At 57.7% G+C, this 17,334-nt stretch carries 14 protein-coding genes; 8 read left to right on the top strand and 6 right to left on the bottom strand.

The annotated features are described in order from the left end of the window. Nucleotides 1-17 precede the first annotated feature (17 nt). Entirely contained in the window at nt 18-695 is a 678-nt protein-coding gene (locus tag H1204_RS46045) for a glycoside hydrolase family 16 protein (RefSeq protein WP_180735585.1), read from the top strand. Between the two features lie 5 nt (nt 696-700). Beyond that, nucleotides 701-1,909, top strand: coding sequence for a glycosyltransferase (locus H1204_RS46040; protein WP_180735584.1), 1,209 nt, complete (start codon nt 701-703; stop codon nt 1,907-1,909). A gap of 89 nt (nt 1,910-1,998) precedes the next feature. Here H1204_RS46040 and H1204_RS46035 read toward each other — a convergent pair whose 3' ends face one another. The 5 genes from H1204_RS46035 to H1204_RS46015 form a co-directional block, all read right to left on the bottom strand. Continuing rightward, nucleotides 1,999-3,279, bottom strand: a complete 1,281-nt coding sequence (locus tag H1204_RS46035) for a DUF445 family protein (protein ID WP_180735583.1) — start codon at nt 3,277-3,279, stop codon at nt 1,999-2,001. Between the two features lie 50 nt (nt 3,280-3,329). After that, nucleotides 3,330-3,962 carry an OmpA family protein gene (locus tag H1204_RS46030; RefSeq protein WP_180735582.1) on the bottom strand — a complete coding sequence of 211 codons (633 nt, stop codon included), beginning with the start codon at nt 3,960-3,962 and terminating at the stop codon, nt 3,330-3,332. A 21-nt stretch (nt 3,963-3,983) separates the two neighbouring features. Next, nucleotides 3,984-5,546, bottom strand: coding sequence for a methyl-accepting chemotaxis protein (locus H1204_RS46025; protein ID WP_180735581.1), 1,563 nt, complete (start codon nt 5,544-5,546; stop codon nt 3,984-3,986). Next, complete coding sequence (locus H1204_RS46020; protein ID WP_180735580.1) at nt 5,546-6,730, bottom strand: hypothetical protein; 1,185 nt, start codon at nt 6,728-6,730, stop codon at nt 5,546-5,548. The genes H1204_RS46025 and H1204_RS46020 overlap by 1 nt, the downstream gene beginning before the upstream one ends. Nucleotides 6,731-6,841: 111 nt before the next feature. After that, nucleotides 6,842-7,786: an ATP-binding protein gene (locus H1204_RS46015; protein ID WP_243469036.1), complete on the bottom strand. Its 945-nt coding sequence runs from the start codon at nt 7,784-7,786 to the stop codon at nt 6,842-6,844. A gap of 513 nt (nt 7,787-8,299) precedes the next feature. Here H1204_RS46015 and H1204_RS46010 point away from each other — a divergent pair. The 5 genes from H1204_RS46010 (at nt 8,300) to H1204_RS45990 (ending at nt 14,874) form a co-directional block, all read left to right on the top strand. Next, on the top strand, nt 8,300-9,043 hold the full coding sequence (locus tag H1204_RS46010; RefSeq protein WP_180736347.1) for a DUF3944 domain-containing protein: 744 nt from the start codon (nt 8,300-8,302) through the stop codon (nt 9,041-9,043). A gap of 13 nt (nt 9,044-9,056) precedes the next feature. Beyond that, the gene (locus tag H1204_RS46005) at nt 9,057-9,932 is read left to right on the top strand and encodes a hypothetical protein (RefSeq protein WP_180735578.1); all 876 of its coding nucleotides are present in this window, start codon (nt 9,057-9,059) and stop codon (nt 9,930-9,932) included. Nucleotides 9,933-10,102: 170 nt separating this feature from the next. Beyond that, nucleotides 10,103-11,533, top strand: coding sequence for a DUF262 domain-containing protein (locus H1204_RS46000; RefSeq protein ID WP_180735577.1), 1,431 nt, complete (start codon nt 10,103-10,105; stop codon nt 11,531-11,533). Then, nucleotides 11,526-13,547: a DUF262 domain-containing protein gene (locus H1204_RS45995; protein ID WP_180735576.1), complete on the top strand. Its 2,022-nt coding sequence runs from the start codon at nt 11,526-11,528 to the stop codon at nt 13,545-13,547. The genes H1204_RS46000 and H1204_RS45995 overlap by 8 nt, the downstream gene beginning before the upstream one ends. Nucleotides 13,548-13,608: 61 nt before the next feature. After that, on the top strand, nt 13,609-14,874 hold the full coding sequence (locus H1204_RS45990) for a hypothetical protein (RefSeq protein WP_243469035.1): 1,266 nt from the start codon (nt 13,609-13,611) through the stop codon (nt 14,872-14,874). Between the two features lie 607 nt (nt 14,875-15,481). On the opposite strand, the gene H1204_RS45985 is transcribed toward H1204_RS45990, so the two are convergent. Further along, nucleotides 15,482-15,955: an Lrp/AsnC family transcriptional regulator gene (locus H1204_RS45985; RefSeq protein WP_180735575.1), complete on the bottom strand. Its 474-nt coding sequence runs from the start codon at nt 15,953-15,955 to the stop codon at nt 15,482-15,484. Nucleotides 15,956-16,248: 293 nt separating this feature from the next. Between H1204_RS45985 and hppD the strand changes: the two genes are divergently transcribed. Beyond that, nucleotides 16,249-17,322, top strand: a complete 1,074-nt coding sequence (hppD, locus tag H1204_RS45980) for a 4-hydroxyphenylpyruvate dioxygenase (RefSeq protein ID WP_180735574.1) — start codon at nt 16,249-16,251, stop codon at nt 17,320-17,322. Nucleotides 17,323-17,334 lie beyond the last annotated feature (12 nt).

Genomic DNA, 17,334 nt, shown 5'->3' with positions numbered 1-17,334 from the left:
TCCGCGAGGTACGTTCAATGAGGACATTGTTGTGCGGGGCGCTCGTGCTGTGGTGGTTGAGCACAGCGTCGGCGGTGGAAATCGAATGGGCTGGCACTGGGTGGAACATCCGGTCCGGAGCGGGCAAGCCGTGCGCGTCGAACCGCTGGAACGAGCACGGCGCATGGGTCGATGTGGATGGCTGGCTGCATCTGAAGCTCGCTCGCATAGCGGACAGCCAGTTTGCCTGCGTCGAACTGGAGTCGATCAGGCGGTTCGGGTTTGGCCGGTATGTCTTCGAGATTCGCGGGCCGATCGGCGAGGTCGATCCCGATGTCGTGCTCGGCATGTTCATGTATCCGCCTGCCGACGTCGGACCCGATGGCACGAATGAGATCGACATCGAGATCGCGCGCTGGGGCGATGCGAACGCGCCGCAGATCAATTACACGGTGTGGACTCGCAGCCGGGCCGGCAAGCGTCACACGGCGTTTGACGTACCTGCGGACACCTCGCAATCCACCTTTGGGTTGAATTGGCAACGCGACATGGTGAGCTGGTTGTCGCCGTTGCAAGGCAGCCAGCCGGTGATCTTTCAAGGCGACATCGCCGATCAGCCGCAAAAGCTGATAGTCAATCTTTGGCTATTCAAACGGCCTGCGCCGCGCAACGGTCGAGAGGTCGAATTCATGATCAAGTCTTTGGGGACGTTGTGATCGATATGTTTGTTCAATTGATTTTCGCGCTGCCGCTCATGGTGATGGTGATGAATTTCGGCGTCACGCTGATGTTGCGATTCGGCGCGAAGTCGACCTTTCTCACGAAGAACCATGCGTTGCAGCCGCGCGTGAGTGTGCTTCTGCCATGCTTCAATGAAGGCGAGCATGTGTTTCGCACGATCGAAAGTATTCTCGCGAGCGATTATCCGATGGAGAAAGTCGAGGTGATCGCCGTGGACGACTGTTCCGCCGACGATACGTACGAGTGGATCGAGCGCGCCGCGATCCGCTGGACCAACGTGCGTGCATTTCGCAACCCGGTGAACTCGGGCAAGCACCAGACCTTGTCGCATGCGCTATCGCATTCGTCGGGCGAAATACTTATTTGCATCGACTCCGATTGCCTGTTCGACAAATGCGCGATTGCAGAACTGACGGCATGCTTCGTCGACGAGACGATCGGTGCAGTGGGAGGTCGCGTCGGCATCAGCAATGCGCGCGAGAACGTGCTCACCCAATGCCAGACAGTCGTCTACTACTACAGCTTTCAGATCATGAAGATGCTGCAGAACTGGACGCGGAATGTGATCTGTATTTCCGGGTGTCTGTTTGCGGTGCGGCGCGAGCATTTCGAAACGATCGAGGAACAGGTGAAGCATCGCAACTGGTTCGGTGTCGGCGTGCGTGATGGCGAGGATCGCTATATGACGCATCTGCTGTTGCTGAAGGGCCTGAAAACCTACATCAACATCGATGCGCAATGCTGGACGGCAGCACCGAACAATTTCAGACAACTGTTCATGCAGCAGCTTCGCTGGCGGCGCAGCGGTTTGCGCGATCTTTTCTGGACACTGCGCACGTTCGACACGAACCTGAAGGTGCTGCATCCGTTGACGGTGGTGAATCTGCTGATCCCGGGTGCGCTGCAAGTGCTTTGGCCAGCCATGTGCATTTATGGACTGGCGTCGGGTTGGCTCGCCGAGCATCTGTTGCAGGACATGCAACTCTATTTCGGGGTTTGGGTCGTCGTCGGCATGCTCTACAACCTGTATGTGCGCTGGCACAACCCGGAGCAGAAGGTGAACCCGTTGCTCGTCGGCGCGCTGGGGATGTGGTTTATCGCGGACTCATTTGTGATTACGCTGGTCGCGCTGTGTACTTTCGATGTGGGTGAATGGGGAACGCGGGGTAGTTCGTCGAAGAAGGCTTGACGGGACGCGATACGTCGGGTGAAGCTATCCCCGCGGTTTCGAACATGGTGCGGGGATTCGCGGATGAGTCGAGGTTCTTGTTGGTTCCGTTACGCCGAGTGCATCGCAGCCATTTGAAGCAGATGCGCGCCGAGGTAGAGCAGCATTCCGATGAATCCGCCGACTATCGTTCCGTTGATGCGGATGTACTGAAGGTCCTTGCCGATGTTCAGCTCGATTTGATGCGACATTTCGCGCGTATCCCAGTTCTTCACCGTGTCGCTGATGTGTCGCGTCAGAAACCCGGCAAGCTCGGGCACCATCGATTCCGCCGATTTGATCATATGGGCGTTGAGCGATTCGCGTAGCTCGGCGTTGGCGGTCAGTTCAGCGCCAAGCCATTCGCCCATCGAGGCGATTTTCGCGTGCATCAGTGAGTGCGGATTCGACACATCGGTCTTTATCCACGTGCGCATCGCGGTCCATAAGTCCTTGATGTAAGCGCTGACCACTTCACCATCGCGCAAATGGCGTTTGAGTTCGTCGCCCTTTTCGAGGAAGCTGCGATCGTTCTTCAACTTGACGATCAATGCCTGTACGGTCTGATCGAACTCTTTTCGCAGCGTGTGATCGCGATCCTCGGTCACATTCGTGAGAATCCTGTTGACGCCGCCGCGAATCATGTTCGCGGCGCCGTTACCGATTGCAACGGTAGGGAGGATCTTCTCAAATGCCGAATACTCTTCCTTGATCCAGTCCACGACCTGCTGTGCGATGAACTCGCGGGTTTCCTCTTTTTCGAACAATGCGACGATCTGTGCAATGCCTTCGTCGAGCAATTCCTGATGCCGGCCGTCTTTAGTCAGTGTGTCGAGGATCACGCCCGCAGACTTCGAAACGTCTATCTTGTCGAAAACGGTGTGCAGCGCGTCCTTCAAAAGAGCCTGGATGCGTGCGTCGTCCGCTGCATCCAGCATGCCGTTTATCGCCTTGACCATATAGTCGCCGAAGCGGTTCGCGTTGCCGGGCGACTGCAGCCACATCGTCAGATTGCGCGCGGGATCGTGCCTGGTGATGAGCCCGACAATCGACCTGGCGTCGAGAAATTTCTCCTTGACGAACTCGGCGAGATTTTCGGCAATGCGATTTTTGTTCTTCGGGATGATTTCCGTATGGGATGAAACGACGGGAATCGGCACGCGCCTGAATAGCGCGACTACCGCGAACCAGTCGGCGAGCGCGCCGACCATTGCGGCTTCCGCAACCGACTTCACGCCATCCACCCAGAAGCCGTGTTGCATGAAGGCCGTCGTAAGGAACACGACAAATGCAACGATCAATAACGCGAGTGCCTTGTCCTTGTTACGCTTGAGTTCAGTTTCTTTGTCCATTTCGCTTGATCTGGTAAATCGCTCCGCATGCGGCGGAAACCATGACATCGCTACTGTGCGAATCGCACTTCCACGCGGCGGTTTTTTGCATCGGCGGGATCGATGCCGGGAAGTGGATGCGAATCGCCGAAACCGGCCACGACGACCCTCCGCGCCACTTCTTCCGACATGTGCCCGATCAGCAGCCGGCGCGCTTCGCGTGCTCGCGCCGCGGACAGTGTGTAGTTGTCGTCGTATACGGTGCAGAAGCGCGCAAAGTCGGTCACGGGGTTTTCCACCGGCACGCTGTCCGTGTAGCCTTCGACGTAGATCTGTCCCCCGCCCGTTTCCGCCAGATATCGGGAAATCTCGGGCTCAACGCTTTCGAACGCCGCGCGCGCCTGCGCCGTGACGCACGCACTGCCGCGAGCGAAGACGTTATCTTTCAGCGTGACCTTACCCGCCAGCATGTCGAACGACACGAGACCGTCCGCGCCCTGATTCGCGAACGACTGGCGGATATCGGCGAGCATCGCCTCGACCCGCCTACGCTGTGCGGCTTCTCCCTTGTTCGCTTCTTCCTTGTGCCTGAATGCCGCGAACTGGTTCTGCAGGATGGCAACGACAAGGAGCAGCATGACGACGGCGAGCGTGCCCGCCATCAGGTCGGCGATCGATACCCATTCATTCTGCTTTTCTTTCATCGGTTAGGCTCCTCGTTCTCGTTACTGGAACGAGTCTTCGGCCAATGCATCGCCCGACCGCTTCTTGATCGCGTCGAGAAGATCGACGATCTGCTGGAGTTGCAGCCGGCTTTGCTCATCGGCTGCCGCGCGTAGGTCGACGAGGCGGTTGGCAGCCTTCAACAGTTCCTTATCGTGACTGTGATCGATCAACGCGCGCGCTGCGGGCGCAAGCATCGAAACGGCGGCATTGAGATTCGCCGACACTTCCTTGCTGTCCGTCATCGTGTCGATGCTGGCTTCCGCGAGCGCCTTGCATGCGGCGCCGACGCTTTCCATCTTCAGGCCTGCCTTTCCAACGCTCGACAATCCGAGTGAGATCTCGGTGGTGACTTTGTCGATCAGCTGGTTCATCTCTGCAGTCGTCTTCTGGATGCTCGTGCTGCAAGTGGTGAATTCGGCAATTGCGTCGTTCTGGTTCGCGGTGGCGTCCGCCATCGTTTCCTCGATCTTGCCCATCGTGTCCGCAACGCTCGCATTCAGCTTGTCGACGGCATCGCCGATATTAGCCGTGGTTTGCGTCAGTTGCTGCGCCATCGTGTCGAGGTTGCGTTCGAAGTTCTGGTTCATCCCTTCGATGCTTTGCGTCAGTTTCGATTCGAGCTTGCCGAGCACGTCGCTGACGCCTTGCCGGAACGCCACGACGCCATTGCCGAGCTGCGTGGCAGCTCGCGCCACCTCCGTCGCGCCGCTCGACATCCTGTCACCTGCGTCGCGCATGCTTTCGATGTTCGCCGCGTTGGCGTCGATGAAGCGCTCGATCGCGGTGCGCGTCTGACGCGTGTCGTCGCCGAGCGTGCGCAAGACGTCAAGCTGCGAAACCGTCGACTCTGCCGTGCGCGCCGACGACCCCGCGAGTTCGGTCAGCACGGCCAGCAGCTTTCGCTGATCATCGCCCTGCTGCTGCGCCTGATCGCGCATGGCATCCGTCATTCGCACGCCGAGCGCGTCGATCGACTCGATCAGTTGAGTGCGCGCATGCTGCTGTTCGTCGGTGCGCTTTTCGCGCTCGACCGAGAGCGCCGCGCCGACCTTCCGAATACACCATTGCAGGCGTTTCTCGTCATCCTGCCGGAGCGCGTAGGTTGCTTTCAGGAACAGGAAGAGGATGATGCCCCACGTCGATGTCTTGAACTTCGTACCGAGCCCTTCCATCATTGGCGTGAGTTGCTGCATCGTATTGCCGAGCGCGGTGCTGTCGTTGGCCGGATGAGCGAGCACGGCAGCCGCGCTGTTCAGTGCAACACCGAGGCCAAGGAATGTGCCGAGCAAACCGATCGTCAACAAAATGCCGGGCATGTTTTCAGCGAGCTTTTCGGCACGCGATGCGACGACATCGGCGACTTCGTGCACTGAACCCTGGTCGGAATCCAGATGACCGCTGTCGGCACGGCTTTTCCATTTGCGTTCCCACGCTGCCGGCCTGGCATAAACAGCAAGCGCGATCAACGTCCATGCCGTGAGAGCGACCATGATTGCGGCGAACACGGCCTGGATGGAATGCAGATCCGGGCTCAGGAATAAAAGAATTTCGTCAAGCGACATCAGACTGTTACCTCGATTAGTTGCGCTGCGCGCGCTCGGCTGGCGGCTTCGAAAATGTTCGAGAAGGCGACGACGAGCGACTTCTCTTCTTCATTCAGATCCGCCCACGGCCGATGCTGCTGCAGGCATTCGATGATGATTTCGCCAACTTCGGCGCTGCGCTCCGCGACATAGACGAGGTCCTCCCGTTCGATCGTCGCTTCGTCCTTTTCCAGTATCTGGAGAAAGCCTTCGGCCGCCTGGAGGAAAACCTTCGACTCCGCGTTGCGCGCGCGCTGTTCCTTTACCTCATTCGCGAGCTTGTCGAGTGCGGCGCGCTTCTCGTCTAGCGTCGCGGCTTCCGCCTCGCTCAGACGGCCGCTCTTGTGACGGCGAGCCATCCGCGTGACGTCGATGTCGAGTTCGATGAATTCCGCTTCGCGCTTCTTCTGCGCCGCTTCGCGCGCCTGATGTTCGCCGACCCACGCGATGATCATTTCTTCGAAAACGAACGGCTGCAAAGCCTTGCCGAACCGCGCTTCCACGATCTTGTCCAGACGCTGTGTATCCGCGTCCGTCAAGGTGGGCGTATCCGCGAGCAGAGCGCTCGCAATCTTCACGAGGAAAATGTCATCTGGCGTGACTTCTTCAACGGATTGCGCGGAACGCAATGTCTGCTCCGCGTTTTCGAGCAGCTTCTGCGCGGCCCTCAGGCGCAGATAGTGCTCGAAACCGGGAATGCTGTCGGCCTCGAGCATGTCGTCTATGCGACGGCGAATTTCGATCGACTGAATCAGGAAGCCCACCACTTCTACCGAGTGGCGGTGCTCCGCGCCTGCTTTTTCCGCGGCTTCTTCGACGGCTTTTCGGTGCTTTTCTGCTTCCGCCAATTCCGCATCGGTGATGCGCTTCTTCAGGTCGCGCGCAGCCGAGATCGCCCACGCAATCGCGGCGTCGAGCCGTTCGGCGAGTTTGGATTGATCGAAGGCGACAAGCGCGTCGAGCGCCCGGCCGAATACGGTGAGAGCCTTGCTGATCAACGGATAGGCGGCCGTTGCTTTTGCCGCTGCCTTCGCCAGCATGCTTGCCGTAGCCAGATAAGGCTTGACCGTTTTCCAGACCTCCTTGACCTTGCCGACGAGTGCTTCTGCTTCGTCAGCCATGAAGCTGAAAACCCTCCCCGCGATCTGTTTACCCTTGCTCACGATTGCGCCGATACCGGAGGAAACCCTCTGACGACCGACGACAGACCGCTTTTCAACGTCGAACCCAAACTCGATAACCAACCCATTTGATGACCCTCTTGTTTTTTAATATCAGGAATCGATGCCAAGCAGCTTGCGTGTGGCCGCATGGCCAGTCTCGTCGGCCCTGACGGGACTGGCGACATCGCGGCGGGCGTTCATGACCTCCGCGATGGCTTCATCGAGATGTTGAATGCTCAATTGCGCCGATGTGTTCGACGCGCGTGCCGCGAGCAACGCCTTGGGTAGCGCGAGGCGCATGCAGGTTCGAATTTCTCGCCCCGAGAGGCTCGCCGAGCGCGCGGCGGCGGCGGCCACCAGCGAGTCGCGCTCGCCCACCAGCGGAATGCGCTCGACGAGCATGCGCGACCAGATGCCGGCGCGCGCCTTTTCGTCAGGCAGGTCGAAGCGCACGTGGTGCGTGATCCTGCTGCGGAACGCCTCGTCGTAGTTGCGTGCGAAGTTGGTTGCGAATATGACGATGCCGTCGAATCGTTCGAGTTCGATCAGCAATGTCGAGCGCATCGCATTGACTTCGTTGTCGATGCCTTGCGTGACTGACGAGAGCCGCTTGCCGAGCAGCGTATCGGCTTCGTCGAAGAAAAGCACCGCGTCGGCTTCGTAGGCGGCGCTGAACGCGGCCTGCAGGTTTTTGGCGGTCTCGCCCATGTACTTGCTTTCGAGTTCTGCAATGCTGATATGAACGATCGGCATGTGCAGGCTTCCGGCAAACGCTTCGGCTGCGAGCGTCTTGCCCGTGCCGGGCGGTCCATAGAAATTGAGAATCGTGCTGCGCCCCATCGGATCGACGGCGGAAAAGCCCCAGTCGACATAAATCTGACGATGGAAGTCGATCTTCGCGATGCACTCGTCGAGTTGCAGACGGGTGCTTTCAGGAAGCACGACATCGCGCGTAAGTTCAAAGCGGGGATCTTTTATCTGAAATCTGCCCGCTTCTTCCTGTCGCGACGAACGGGTCAGCGGTGTGGTCGTGCCTGCCGGTTCTGCCTTGTTCAAATTGTCCTCCCCGACGTCAAGGAGCGTCGTTGCTTGGAAATGGGAAATGAAAAAGCCGATTTTCCGCTGCCAAGCGGACATGTGATGTCCATACTTCTCACGTATTGCATGAATGCACCGATCCGTAATGCTCAAGCCAAGGTTTCCGTCTGCGCTGTGTAACGGCAAACAATTGGTAAACTTGAATGGATCTATGTCCGAATGCCGATTTATTCGATTGGAATCATCTAGTTTCCGGAATGCAGGCGAGGCAAACGATCGCGAGCGAAGGATTTCATTCCCACTGAGAACGTTTCGCAGCAGTCGGCTGGATAATTCGGCCTTAAACCGGTCGGTGTCGGTGCGCGAGCAAAAAACAGCAAAAGCATCTGTGCAGTTGACGTTAAAGAAACCTGCACGAGCGCCGTTAGATATTGATGACGCAACGCGCGTCTGATCGCGCTGTCTTGTCGGTGATCGGACCGTTTGAAGGAACTACACGAAGCGCGAGCATCTTTAGAGACAGGAAAATAAATGGGCATTAAGTATCGTCAGGACGAGAATCTCGCCTTCCTCCCGTTTTGCACGGAAGATGAACTCAAGGTATTGGCACGCTATCTCACGCACGACAAGGACGGCACGCAGCGCATTACCAGCGAACTGCTGGAAAGCGACGAGTTCAAGCGGTTGAAGGGGCAGCCGGACCAATGCCGCCGGAGTTGGCAGTTGATCGCAGGCGAATTGCAGCATTTCGGCGGCGATACGATCGTGAATCTGGTGCGTAGTGGCGGCGTTCTGTATCAGGAGATCCTGACTGACGTATGCGGACGCATGAAAGTCAAGTTCAACAAGAAGAGTTCCGCATACGACATCGAAAACGCATTGCTTGAAAAGCTGGTTGCGGATTCGTGGGAAAAGATGGGCACGCAACAACGGGCCGCACTGCTCGATAGCGTCGGTCTCGACGAAAAGTTGAGTTCGGCTGCGGGGTTGGTGGCGTTGCAGGCGTTGCTTCAGACGGGACGTTTTGCTTCCTTCCAGATTTCCGCAATCGTTGCGGGCGTAATCGCCGACATGTTTGTAGGTAACTCGCTTGCGGTGGTGGCGGGCGGCGGCCTGGGCCGCGTCGCGGGATTCGCGGCGGGACCCTTCGGCATCGCGATCTCCGCTGCGTTGATGGTGCCCGCCATCAGCGGCGTGGCATACCGCGTCACGGTTCCGGCCGTCATCCAGGTCGCCTATATGCGACGCGCGTGCGAAAAACGACAAGAGTTCTGAGGCGAGGATTGCGATGCTTCAAGAGAAAGTGTGGGTGGTGGACGAGGCCAAACTGTCTGAGAAACTCGTCAAAGCGCTGGAGCAGGGCAAGGCCGTGATCCATGACGGCGTTGCGTACTGGGCGGAGGGAAGTGGCAACTCGGGGATCATCCAGCACCTGCCGTTCAAGGAAACGTCGATCAAGGGCGTCGAGGAAGCGATCAAGCTGGCGCAGGCGACGACGGTAATCGTGAGCGCCGTATCGACGGGACTCATTCTGGGGGCGATCGTCGTCCAGACGCGTTACCTGGCCGCAAAACTGGACGCCATTCAGCGAGACGTCAAGAAGATCAACCGCGAACTGGAGGCGCAGAACGTCGTCACCTACATGCAGGTGATCGCGGAGTACTTTGGGCAGGTCGGCTACGCGCAGACGCTGCTCTCCGACCGAACGCTGGCTGATGAAATCCGCGAAGCTGCGATTCAGCTGTCGACCATGCTGGGCGCCACCCGCAACAAACTGCTGGTGCTGATTCGCGACATCCTTGACTTCGCTGCTACGTCAAATACTGTGAGCCCGGAGCACTTCAAGTTGATCGTGAACTTCGTCGGTGCGTCGCTTCACGCGATGCCATCGGGAGTCTATCTGGAATATCTGCTCAATGCTCGTGCCGGTAAGCTCCGTCTCGCCGAGAAGGTGCTCACGGATGGCTCTGACCAGTTCAAGGCGGCTCGGGAACAGTACCGGAGCTTCATGAATGGCCTGCACAAGTCGATGGTTCAGGGCAAGATCGGCAGTCGTGCTGGCGCTTACGCGGAACTTGCGCCGCAAGCAAAAATGCTTCTTGAGAACGATGAAGGAGCGATGCTACTGACGTTGCCGACCGCACGCGTGGCGATTGCGGCGTGAGCCGCCGTGAATGCGGACAGACGGGCATCACGTAAGCGATGTGCCGGCATTTCTTGAAGTGTCGGCTCTACTTTGATAACAAGGGGCGTAACGCCTCCTCTAAACGATAAATCCAGACACACTCTGCCTCAAGCAATTGACGATGAGGCGGAGTCACTGGAACTGCACGCATGAAGCAAGATATCGATAAAACAGTTCTGCCGGTGCGCACCCTGCTTGGCCTCGAGCGAATCTCGATCCCCCGTTATCAGCGCCCGTACAAATGGGGTCTAAAGAATGTCAGCGACCTCTTCCTGGATATAGGGAGCCACCTCGACAAGTCTGCATACCGTTTGGGGACGGTGGTTTTTCACCGGCGCGGTGATGACACGACGGAGTGCCTCGATATCGTGGACGGCCAGCAGCGCACGCTGACTCTCCTCTTGGCGGTCAAAGCCATCATCGAGTGCCGACGTGGCGTGCTCAAACGACAGGATTTGAAAAGCACACTGAGCGAACTCGATCCGTTAATCAACGGCTTTATGGCTCGCCAGACCTTCGCGAGCCAGATATCCGAGGTCAATCTCAGGCAGAACTATCAGGAACTGCGGCGTTTGGTCGATCGACCGGAATTCACCGAGGATCATATCGACTTCGTGCTCAATCGCTGCGAGGTGGTGGCCTTTGTGCTCGACGATGTTTCGGAGGCGTTCCAGTTCTTCGACTCGCAAAACGCTCGTGGCCGCGACCTCGCGCCGCATGATCTGCTCAAGGCGTATCACCTGCGCGAGTTCTCGGAGCGCGAGGCGCCGCTCAAGGCGACAGCCGTCGCCCATTGGGAACACTTGCAAAGCGAGAGCCTGGAAGCGCTGTTTGCCACATATCTGTTTCGCGTGCGGCAGTGGGCCGAGGGCAAGTCGGCGCGCTTTTTCGGCAAGGGGCAGGTAGACCTCTTCAAGGGAGTCAACCTTGATCGAGTGGGCTATTTTCCGTATGTGGAATCCCTGCGTATCGCTCACCACTTCGTCGATGAATACAACGTCCAGTATCAGCGAAAAGTCGATGGGCAGAAGATGACGTTTCCGTTTCATCTCGACCAGATGATCATCAACGGACGTCGTTTCTTCGAAATGGCGGAACACTATCAGCGGCAGGTGTCCGCCATCATCGAGGACGAGCAGAAGGGCGATAGCGAGCAGCGTGTAGTGATACTCGGTGAGGTGCTGGCGGCGCAGGCGAGCCGGATCGTCCGCACCCTCAACACCTACAGGCGGCGTACGCGAACCGGTGATCAGTATGTGCGTTCCATGTTCGATTGCGCGCTGATCTTCTATATCGACAAGTTCGGCACGCAAAGCCTGTCGACTGCAGTCGAGAAATGCTTTATCTGGGCATACAGCTGTCGCATCCGCCAGCAGGTGGTACAGCTTGCCACCATGGACAACCACGTGCTCGAGATTAACCTCATTCGCGCCATTCGTGATGCGCGGCTGCCGGAGGATATCAACACACTGGCATTGCCGACGCTTGCAGCTTCGGAGAACAAGAACAATCGCGGCGCCGATAGCGATGCCGGGGATGAGCTGGTCAAACTCTTTAGGGAAATGAAGTACTATGAGTAACGCGCGTGTACACCCGTTCTTTATCCGGGACCTGCTTCAGAGCGACGCTCGCTACCTGGTGCCGATGTACCAGCGCAACTACGCCTGGGGCGAAGGGGAGATCAAACAGCTTGTGCAGGACGTCTTCGACTACCAGCAAAAGTCGGCGGCGAGCGGGCATCCGCAAACGTATTACGTCGGCACGCTTGTGGTCTTTGAGCGCGAAGATCGCCGTTATGAGGTCATCGACGGCCAGCAGCGCTTCACTACGCTTTCGCTCCTTGCGAACTGGCTGAAAGCGCATGCTGATTCAATCGTGGACATGAGCTGGTACCAGCATATCAACCTCGATTTCGAGAGCCGCCCCATTTCCACAAACACCTTCAAAGCACTTTGGCAAGGAGTGAAACCTCACGAGCTGCGGGGTGATGCGTATAACGAAGGGCTGGTAAATGGCTACGAGCTGATTGAGAAGGCATTGAGCGAACTCAAGCTGAGCGGGGGATCGCTGGCGGACTTCTGCAACTATCTGTTCGATCACGTGCAAATCAGCCGTATCGAAGTACCGCCCGATACCGACCTCAATCACTTTTTCGAAGTGCTGAACAGCCGGGGCGAACAGCTGGAAAAGCACGAAGTAGTGAAAGCGCGTCTGATGAACACGCTCCACGAGATCAGCGATTCGGAACTGCGCGAGCAGAGCCTGAATGCGATGGCTCTCGTCTGGGACGCCTGCTCCAACATGGAGCGCTATGTGCAATATGGCTTTACCCCGGCCGAGCGCCATCGCGTGTTTGGCCAGAACAATTGGGGAAATTTCACGCCGGCCAATTTCAATGAGTTGGCGAAGTCTCTGGATCTTCGTGAAGGCGCGACGAGCAACGAACGCACGCTGAGCGACATCCTGAGCGACGCGGCGCAAGACTCCGGCCAGAAAAAAGATGAGGAGGCAGCAGGCGCGGAGCGCTTCAACAGCGTAATCAATTTCTCAAACTTTTTGCTGCATGTACTGCGCGTGGTCAGCCGTGAACCCGGCACTTCTGAAGGAGTTCCGCTCGACGATAAGCAGCTTATCGACCAGTTCGAGCAGCGGCTTCTCAAGCGGGGCGTAGTGGCAGTGCAAGAGTTCATTTATGCATTGCTCAAGTGCAAGTACCTGTTCGACCAGTTCATCCTCAAACGTGAATTTGCCCAAGGCAGCGACAGCTGGAGTCTCAAGCGTTTGCGCTGGTACTCCGAGAAAAGCGTCAGCTACGTCAATACCTTCGATGAGGATGAGGGTGGCTATGAAGGCATTAACCGGCAAATTCTGATGCTGTTATCGGCCTTCCATGTTTCGACGCCAACCCTGGTCTACAAGCACTGGCTCAATGGCGCGCTGCGCTATCTGTTCGACGCTCATGAGCCGCGTGTCTTCATGGACGCTACGAACTACCTGCATCATCTGGAAGAGCTTGCGAGACGATTCGTCTTCCAGCGGTTTCTGGCGCAAGGCGAGGGCCGATCCTACTACGCCATGATCTACGGCGATGGTGGAAGCGCGCATGTCGACGAGTCCGATAATGTCGATAGCGCGGAAATGAGGAAGAAGATGCGCTTTGGCACGATCGAGAATAACTTTGTGTTCAATTTCCTCGACTACCTGCTTTGGCACCGGGACAGGAAGAAGAATGAGACGACCAGGCGCTTCGAGTTCACTTTCCGCAGCTCGGTCGAGCACTTCTCTCCGCAACACCCGATGGACGGGTATGAGCCGATGCACGGTGACTCACTGCACGCCTTCGGCAACCTGTGCCTGATCAGTCATAGCAAGAACTCCCGGCTGAGCAATTTCCAGCCGAGGCAGAAGCAGGAGCACTTCGAGGCGAGCCTCAAGAAACATCAGATCGACAGTCTGAAGCTACTGGCCATGCTCACCTTGATGAAAAAAAATAACGATTGGACTGAGAGGGAAGTCGATCAACATGAGCGCGAGATGCTAGATCTGTTGCTAACCGCACGTAATTCGGCCGCGACGTGCAAGAAAGTCCGGTAAAGCGAGGGGTGTCATCTGCACAGAGGGCTTCGAAGCAAAACCGCTGACGAAGCGTCTTGGCATGCCAAAAGGCAATATGCAGTGTTCAGACAAAGAAGAGAGCAACATGACACGGACGGTCTATACTCCCATTCTGATATCGGCCTCTTCGGAGGCAATCCGCCTTACCCCGGTTACTGCCGGAGGGCGCGAGGGTGACTACAGCGAAGCAGATCTACAGCGCACGATTCACGCCCACCCGTCGTGCCTGCCCGTCGCAGAGATCGATCCGATTTTTGCGGAGCCAATAGCGATTTGCACCGAGCTCGGCACGCCGGCCGGGCCGATCGACAATTTCTTGGTCACACCCTCCGGGTTGCCCGTCCTAGTCGAGTGCAAGCTGTGGCGTAACCCAGAGGCGCGACGGGAAGTTGTCGGGCAGATCCTCGACTACGCGAAGGAACTAACGCGTTGGTCGTCATCCGATCTGCAACGTGAAGTTCGAAACCGCCTAAAGCGTAGCGGCGATCCGATTCTCGAGACGGTGCTCACGGCGGCCCCGGACACCGATGAAATCCAGTTCAACGACGCACTCACGGCCAATCTCCGTCGCGGCCGTTTCCTGTTGCTGATTGTCGGCGATGGTATTCGTGAGGGCGTAGAGGCGATCAGCGACTACCTGCAGACGCACGCGGGCCTGCATTTCACTCTGGGCCTCGTCGAGATCCGTATGTTCTCAACGCCCGACGGCAGCCGTCTGATCGTGCCGCGCGTCCTCGCGCGAACGAAAGTACTGACGCGAACAGTAGTGGCCGTCCCCGATGGATTCGGTCTCGCTCCCGACGAAGACGACGCGGTCACCACCAGCATCGACCCCGCCCGAATCGAACGGATGAACGGTCAGCAGCAGTTCTGGAGCGGGTTTCTGCAGAGCCTAAAGCTGGACGATCCAGAGCAGGCAGTTCCAAAACCCGCGAAACAGGGTTATCTCAACTTCATGCTGCATCCGAATGCGTGGCTGAATGTGTACCGAAATCAGCAACTCAATGAGGTCGGAGTCGAATTGTCGTCAAACAGGAATACCGCTGGCGACTACGCAATGCGGGCAATTGTCGAAGAGTGGCCCGAGTTCAAAGCGGACCTCGGCGGTAGCGCCGAGGTTTTCCAAAGGTCGTTCGACGGCCGGATGTCGATTCACGATCGCTGCACGTTTAAGAATGATGCAGATGCGTCGGAGATCCGGAAACAGATGTATGAATGGCTGGCCGAGCGGACCAATGCCTTTGTCAACGTGTTGCGGCCGCGTGTGCGATCGGCGGTTGCGGATTTTCAACGTCATGAAGGGTGATTGTACCTAGGCCGACCACGGGAGTTGGGTGGGAATCTCCGCGTCGGCTAACAGGGCGGCGTCAACGGCCGTGTGCAAATCCGCCTTATGAATTGTATCCTCAGCTGCATGCATGGTTAGGGCTGGTCGCTGACCGACTGGATCTCGCGATATCGTTGTACCTCGCAAGTTGCCCCCGAGTGCGAGCCGGTGAGATACGACGACTGCAGGTCGGCAGGACTCGTTCATTGAGATCGAGAAGCGCGATTCGCCGACGCCGGTATGCGAATAGCTGCGAACCAAACTGCAGCCGATGCGCGGGCACCCTTGGCCGAACGTTAGCGATGGCCGACAAGTATTCGTTTGATGGGCTGCTTTCTGAAGCGGAGAAGGGTGGGCGGAAGGAAATTCACCCGTACTTGACATAAAACCCGTTGCACATGGATCCAGACAACAGGAACTGCAACAATCGAGCGGTCTCAGGCGTTGAGTGGCGATCAAAAACTACCAGGAGACACCTTGCCTGCAGAAGGCGGAATCGCTCATCGGGCGACTGAACAAGTAGAACTCGGCGGCGGATCGGTTGGCGCCAACTTGCACCGACTCATATAGACATTTGCGCGTGCGGCTAGGTCGCCAGTGGAACGGCGCTGGAACATTTGAGTTCGTCAAGACAAACGCTGGACTTGACTCCACTCACGCCAGGAATCCGCATGAGCGTATCGAGCAGGAATTCCGACAGCGCCTTCAGGTCGCGTGCCACCACCTTGAGCATGTAGTCGATATCGCCGGTTACGGCGAAGCATTCCTGAATCTCGGCAAGTTCCGCGACCATCCCCTTGAATTTCGCGAGGTCGCGGATATGACCGCGCTCCATCGTCACCTGGATGAAAGCCACCACGCCAAAGCCGAGCGCCTGCGCTTCAAGCCGCGCTTCGTAACACCTGATCACCCCCAGTTCCTCGAGCCGGCGATGACGCCTTAGCGTCTGCGCCGGTGACAACCTGATCGCCTCCGCCAGTTCGAGATTTGAGATGCGTCCCTGGGACTGCAGGATCTCCAGCAAACGCGTGTCAATACGGTCGATCTCAATGATCTGCACTTTTCTTTCTCCCGTTGGCTATGGGGAGAAATTTTAATGTGCAAATTAGGGTTTGTCTGCGGTTTTAAGGAAATCCTATTGCACCGGGTTGAATTTACACTGACCTTCGAAATTGCGGCGACGTCACCGCATGATTCGCGCGATTCTGGAATCGCCGGGACCGTCGGGCGACCCGATGTCCGGCAGTCTTTACGAAATTTTCTTTCCTTGCGCAGGGCACCGGGCATCACCCACCATGCCGCGCGCTGCGCAACCAACGAACCATCCACTTTCTGCCAAACGCAAAAACGACCATGGCCGACCTGTTTGACAATCCGATGCAACTGATGGGCTTCGAATTCGTGGAATTCGCTTCGCCTACGCCCAACGTGCTCGAACCATTCTTCGAGCAGATGGGCTTCACGCTGGTGGCGCGCCATCGCTCGAAGGACGTACTGCTCTACCGTCAGGGCGAGATCAACTTTATCGTCAACCGCGAGCCGAACTGCGAAGCCGCGTACTTCGCCGCCGAGCATGGTCCGAGTGCGTGCGGGATGGCGTTTCGCGTGAAGGATTCGCACAAGGCCTACGCCCGCGCGCTGTCGCTGGGCGCCCAGCCGATCGAGATTGCCACCGGTCCGATGGAGTTGCGTTTGCCCGCGATCAAAGGCATTGGCGGCGCACCGCTTTACCTGATCGACCGCTTCGAAGAAGGCAAGTCGATCTACGACATCGATTTCGAGTTCATCGAAGGTGTCGGGCGGCGGCCGGCCGGTCACGGCCTGCGCCTTGTCGACCATCTGACCCACAACGTCTACCGAGGACGCATGACGTACTGGGCGAACTTCTATGAGAAGCTGTTCAACTTCCGCGAGTTGCGCTACTTCGACATCGAGGGCGAATACACGGGGCTCACGTCCAGGGCGATGACGGCGCCGGACGGCAAGATCCGCATTCCGCTGAACGAGGAATCGGGCAAGGGGAGCGGCCAGATTGAAGAGTTCCTGATGGCCTTCAACGGCGAAGGCATTCAGCACATCGCGTTCCTCACGGACGATCTGATCCAGGTCATCGACAATCTGCAGATGGCAGGCGTGCCGCTGATGACGGGACCGAACAGCTACTACTACGGGGCGCTCGAGACGCGCCTGCCGGGCCACGGACAGCTGGTTGGCGAACTGCAGTCGCGAGGCATCCTCCTTGACGGTACGACGGCAGACGGCACGCCCCGCCTGTTGCTGCAGATCTTTTCAAAACCCCTCCTTGGCCCCGTGTTCTTCGAATTCATCCAGCGCAAGGGCGACGAAGGCTTCGGCGAAGGCAATTTCAAGGCGCTGTTCGAGTCGCTCGAACGCGATCAGATCGAACGGGGCACGCTCAAGGTCTGACGCGCTCGCAAC

This window comes from Paraburkholderia sp. PGU19 (assembly GCF_013426915.1).
Taxonomy (GTDB): domain Bacteria; phylum Pseudomonadota; class Gammaproteobacteria; order Burkholderiales; family Burkholderiaceae; genus Paraburkholderia.
This window is presented reverse-complemented; position numbering and strand designations above follow the sequence as displayed.

Bases quoted from the DNA above. Each gene is read 5' to 3' on its own strand.
- H1204_RS46035 (WP_180735583.1), bottom strand. From the start codon at position 3,279: ATGGACAAAGAAACTGAACTCAAGCGTAACAAGGACAAGGCACTCGCG.
- H1204_RS46025 (WP_180735581.1), bottom strand. From the start codon at position 5,546: ATGTCGCTTGACGAAATTCTTTTATTCCTGAGCCCGGATCTGCATTCC.
- H1204_RS46030 (WP_180735582.1), bottom strand. From the start codon at position 3,962: ATGAAAGAAAAGCAGAATGAATGGGTATCGATCGCCGACCTGATGGCG.
- H1204_RS46040 (WP_180735584.1), top strand. From the start codon at position 701: ATGTTTGTTCAATTGATTTTCGCGCTGCCGCTCATGGTGATGGTGATG.
- H1204_RS46010 (WP_180736347.1), top strand. From the start codon at position 8,300: ATGGGCATTAAGTATCGTCAGGACGAGAATCTCGCCTTCCTCCCGTTT.
- H1204_RS46000 (WP_180735577.1), top strand. From the start codon at position 10,103: ATGAAGCAAGATATCGATAAAACAGTTCTGCCGGTGCGCACCCTGCTT.
- H1204_RS45990 (WP_243469035.1), top strand. From the start codon at position 13,609: ATGCCAAAAGGCAATATGCAGTGTTCAGACAAAGAAGAGAGCAACATG.
- H1204_RS46045 (WP_180735585.1), top strand. From the start codon at position 18: ATGAGGACATTGTTGTGCGGGGCGCTCGTGCTGTGGTGGTTGAGCACA.
- H1204_RS45995 (WP_180735576.1), top strand. From the start codon at position 11,526: ATGAGTAACGCGCGTGTACACCCGTTCTTTATCCGGGACCTGCTTCAG.
- hppD (WP_180735574.1), top strand. From the start codon at position 16,249: ATGGCCGACCTGTTTGACAATCCGATGCAACTGATGGGCTTCGAATTC.
- H1204_RS46005 (WP_180735578.1), top strand. From the start codon at position 9,057: ATGCTTCAAGAGAAAGTGTGGGTGGTGGACGAGGCCAAACTGTCTGAG.